The 845-nt window shown below is 47.9% G+C and carries 1 protein-coding gene; it reads left to right on the top strand.

The window, feature by feature from the left end; all coding sequences use genetic code 11:
* Positions 1 to 189: 189 nt before the first annotated feature.
* Positions 190 to 845: reverse transcriptase domain-containing protein (locus tag AB1L17_RS31420; protein WP_412848921.1), on the top strand; the 656-nt coding region annotated here is incomplete at its 3' end.

Below are 845 nucleotides of genomic sequence, written 5' to 3'. Positions count from 1 at the left end.
GCCTGAACAGGGAAGGACCGAACATCTAGGAAGAACGAGAAGCTAGGCGTTCATTCTTGCTAATGAGGCAGACAATCCGTAAGGACTTGCCCAGAGGAGGAAGTGGTGAATTCCACGGGGGAATCTGAGAGGGCTGAAGTAAGAATGGCACAAGTAGAAAGAACGTTCACGCGAAAGGAATACCTCAACATGATGAAGCAACTTCTGTCACGGGAAAACCTTCTGACAGCATTAAAGAGAGTGGAAAAGAATAAAGGGAGCCACGGTGTGGATGGTATGTCAGTAAAATCCCTACGTGAACATATCATGACCAACTGGGACTCCATCCGCCAACAGTTAGAGGATGGTACCTATCAACCGCAACCAGTCCGAAGGGTCGAAATCCCGAAACCTAGCGGTGGGGTACGGTTGCTAGGAATTCCTACTGTGACAGACCGCTTTATCCAGCAGGCAATCGCTCAAATTCTGACCCCAGTTTTCGATCCGATGTTCTCCGAACACAGTTATGGCTTTCGCCCAAATAGGCGAGGACATGATGCAGTTCGGAAGGCTAAAGGATTTATGAAAGAGGGGAAACGGTGGGTTGTTGATTTAGACTTAGAGAAATTCTTTGACAAAGTAAACCATGACAAGTTAATGGGGCTTATCGCCAAACGTGTCAAGGAAAAGACACTTCTCAGGCTTATCAGAAGCTATTTAGAATCGGGCATCATGATCAACGGGCTGGAGACAGCAAACGAGGAAGGAGTGCCGCAAGGTGGGCCTCTCAGTCCGCTGCTCTCCAACATCATGTTGCATGAATTGGACATGGAACTAGAAAAACGAGGGCTCAGATTTGTCCGCTA

The sequence above is a fragment of the Brevibacillus jepli genome (assembly GCF_047229145.1).
In the GTDB taxonomy this organism is placed as follows: domain Bacteria; phylum Bacillota; class Bacilli; order Brevibacillales; family Brevibacillaceae; genus Brevibacillus.
Note: the sequence above shows the minus strand (reverse complement) of the source record. Positions and strands in the feature narration are given on the sequence as shown.